General features: G+C 69.3%; 2 protein-coding genes. One reads left to right on the top strand and one right to left on the bottom strand.

Features of this window, described 5'->3' with window-relative positions:
• The coding region (locus VMS22_26005; protein ID HXJ37496.1) for a choice-of-anchor tandem repeat NxxGxxAF-containing protein at window positions 1–1,668 on the bottom strand (1,668 nt) is incomplete at its 3' end.
• Between the two features lie 161 nt (window positions 1,669–1,829).
• Between VMS22_26005 and VMS22_26000 the strand changes: the two genes are divergently transcribed.
• Entirely contained in the window at window positions 1,830–3,458 is a 1,629-nt protein-coding gene (locus VMS22_26000; protein ID HXJ37495.1) for an alpha/beta fold hydrolase, read from the top strand.
• Window positions 3,459–3,615 lie beyond the last annotated feature (157 nt).

Here is a 3,615-nt window from a genome sequence, read left to right as displayed (position 1 = left end):
CTCCGCTCGCGCGATCGCGACGTCCAGGCGTTTCGCGATGTTTGCGGGCACCGTCTCGTCGGCGCAGCTCGGGCCTTGCGTCGCCGTCTCGATGAGGCAGCGCAACGTGTCGCACGGCGGGAGGGTGGTCGTCGTGGTGGTCGTGGTCGACGTCGTCGGGAGCACGGTGCTCGTGGACGTGGTCGACATCGATGCGCCCGGGCTCCATACCGCGACGCCGACGCGCCCGTCGTTCAGCGCGAACTGGAAGGCCACCTGCCCGGCGGCGTTGAGGCCCGTGTGTCTTCTGCCTCGCGACGTGTCCGGCGCGAACTGGATCCGGGCGTTGGGCGACCCGAGAATGGACTCGCCCACCCGCGCGACCTGGGTCAAGCCGTCCTGGTCGTCGAAGAGGTACAGCCCCTGCGTGCTCGTGCTGTCCGCGAGCGTGGCGCGGAAGACGACCTGGCCGGCGTCGTTGATCGCAGGGGGATCGAAGTCGGTGAAGGTGCCGTCGCCGCCGGGGGCCGTATCGCCTTTACGCGCGATCTCGACGAGCTCGTTGCCGTCCCCGCGAAAGATGCCGTAGTCGTTGGCGGTGCCATGCGAGCTGGCGGATAGCGTTGAACGGAAGGCCGCCTGCCCATTGTCGTTGAACGCGATGACGGCCTCCCCCGAGAAGTCGAAGTCGAGGAGGCGCCCATTGTGGTCGGGCGTGAAGTCGCCGCGATGGACGATCGCCGTCAGGTGATCCGCGTCATGTCCGCGGAATATGCCCATCGTTCCATCGCCCATCACACCTTTGAGCGCGGCCTCGAAGGCAAGGTCGCCGACGTCGTTCAACGCCAGCGAATTGAGCACCACCCCAGTGAGGAGCATGTCGAATGTGCCCCCGCCGGGCGCCGAATCGCCGTCGTGCACCACCTGAACGATGGTCGATCCTTCCGCGCGCATGAACGCGTAGCGCGCGGTGCTGAGGAGAGGAGCGAACGCGACCTGTCCTAGATCGTTGATGACCGGGGGTACGGACGTGACGAGCGCGAACGTTGCGCCGCCGCCGGGCGCGGTCTGATTGACGCGCGCTACCACGGTGTTCGAGCCGCCGCTCGCAAGGAAGATCGCACCGTTCACGAGCGAGGAGAACAGCACCTGGCCCGAGGCGTTCAGCACGGGAGGCGGGTTGAGGATGTTGCTGAGCTCGATGTTGTCGACCATTTGACCCGAGCGCGCGAGCAGGACGAGCTGGTCGGGCGAGACGTCGCCCAGCACGATGCCGCTCCTGTCGTTGGCACCGAGCGTGTTCACGAACGTGGCGGGGATCACCACCTGCCCGGCGTCGTTGAACGGCGGCGCATCGGCGTCGGGGAGCGGGTTGAAATTGCCGTTCAGGTCGGGAGCAGGGTCCCCTTGCCGAACGACGATCGCCAGGCTACCCGGCATCGCGTTGCCGCGAATGGCGGCCGTTCCTCCGGAGCCGGTGGTGAACGACGCGTAGAACGCGACGTCTCCCGAATCGTTGATGACCGGGATCCCGGAGCCGAAGAAGGTGCCGTCGCCGTCGGGGGCCGGGTCGCCGCCCTCCGAGCTGCCGCCGAGCCGCGCGCCGACCACGACGACGTCGAGGGCGGCGTGTGCCCGGGTCGCCGCGCGCAGCGTCGCGATGAAGATCGCCGCGCAGAGCATGCGCATTCTGTCCGACCTGCGAGCCGCCATTGTCCGAGGTGACCGGGCGGATGCCCGGTGCGCGGTTCTGTAGCGCGGTTGGGATTTGTCCTGCAACCATGTCGCGAAAGAAATCCATTGCCCGTGCGTGGCCCCGTGACGTAACGTCCCCCTCGGGAGGCATCCTGATGGTGAGAAGGCATCTGGCGTCGATCGTCCTGCTGCTCGGCACGGCGTCCCTTGGCGCCGCGGCGGTCGACCCGCCGGGGACGACGGGCCCGTGGGCGGTCGGCCATCGCAGCCTCGCCTCCGTCGATGCGAGCCGCGCCAATCGCCCGCTGCCGCTCGAGGTCTGGTACCCCGTTGACGCCGCCGACGCCCACGGGACGCCCGCCTTCTACTCGCTGCTGGGGCCGCTCGGCATCACCTCGGCCCTCGCCTTCCAGGACGTGCCGGCGTCCGCGGCGGGGGTCCGCCCGCTGATCGTCTTCTCGCACGGCTCGGGCGGCATCGCCCTCCAGTCGATCAAGCTGATGGAGCACCTCGCGAGCCACGGCTTCGTGGTCGTCGCTCCCAGCCACACCGGCAACACGCAGGCGGACAGCCTCCTCGGAACGGCGGTCCCCATCTCCCAAGCGCTGCTCGACCGCTCGCCCGACGTCTCGTTCGTCATCGACTACATGCTGGCGCGCGGCGCCGACCTGGCCGATCCGTTCTTCGGCCGGGTCGATGCACACAACATCGGCGTCGCAGGGCATTCGCTCGGGGGCTTCACGGCCGTCGCCATGGCAAGCGGCTACGGGACGATCCCTCCCGACCCGCGCGTGCGCGCCATCATGCCGATCGCTCCCGCCACCAATCCCCTCACCGACGCGGAGATCTCCCGCATCACCATTCCGACGCTTCTCGTGACGGGCACTCTCGATAGTCTCCTCGCGCAGCAGGCGAGGGTCTTCGGCCTCATCGACAGCGGGCCGTTCCGTCACCGGGTGGACGTGATCGGCGCCACGCACACGCACTTCGCCGCGATCTGCGACATCGCCAACGCCCTCATCGCCTTCGGGTTCCCGGAGCCGTCGTGGCCGGCGCTCGGCGCGGCGGCGTTGATCCAGCCGTACCACGACACGTGCATTCCGCCCGCCTTCTCGATCGACGAGGCGACGCGCATCCAGAACCTCTACGCGGCGGCGTTCTTCCGCCGACACCTGCGCGGTGAGGCCGAATACGATTCGTTTCTGACGCGGGCCTACGCCGAGGCGAACGAGCCGTTCACCGCCGTCTTCGATCCTCCCGTCGCGGCGACCTCCGCAAAGGTCGTGCTCGGAAAGCTCCTGGCCCCGTCCGGCGACGACACGCTGCGCGCGGAGGGCCGCTGCGTGCCGTTCCCCGAGACGCCGCCGCTCGATCCGGCGGCCAACGGCATGCGCCTCGTCGTCCAGGACGACGCCGGCGGGACCCCGCTCGACGCGGTCCTTCCCGGCGGCGACTTCGACCAGGTCACCAAGGCCGGGTGGAAGACGCACGTCTACCCGACCGGCATCACGGCGCAGTACGGGAACAGCGGCGCGATCGTCCCGCTCGTCGGTGGGATCCGGAAGCTCAAGTTCGCGGTGAAGAGCGGGCTCGGCGTCGCGAAGCTCAACGTCGTCGGCAAGTCGGGCAGCTACGCGCTCGCGGCCGGGGCCGGCTCGGTGCACGTGACGCTGATCGCCGACTCGTCGCCCGGACCGTGCACGCAGTGCTGCGAGCTGCGCTTCACCGGACCCGAATCGACCTGCACGTTCCGCGACGGCGGGGCGACGCTGCGCTGCAAGTAGCTCAGCTCGCGGTCCAGCGATCGATCCAGGCGTCGAGCAGATCCACCACCTTCGCGCGCTCGGCCGGCGGCTCGTTCAGGAGCTCGTGGTAAAACCCCGGCAGCATCACCAGCTCGTGCTCGCAGCGCAGGCGCGAGGTGAGCGCGGGCGCGCCCGA

This window comes from Candidatus Eisenbacteria bacterium, assembly GCA_035577985.1.
Taxonomy (GTDB): domain Bacteria; phylum Desulfobacterota; class Binatia; order DP-6; family DP-6; genus DATJZY01.
Note: the sequence above shows the minus strand (reverse complement) of the source record. Positions and strands in the feature narration are given on the sequence as shown.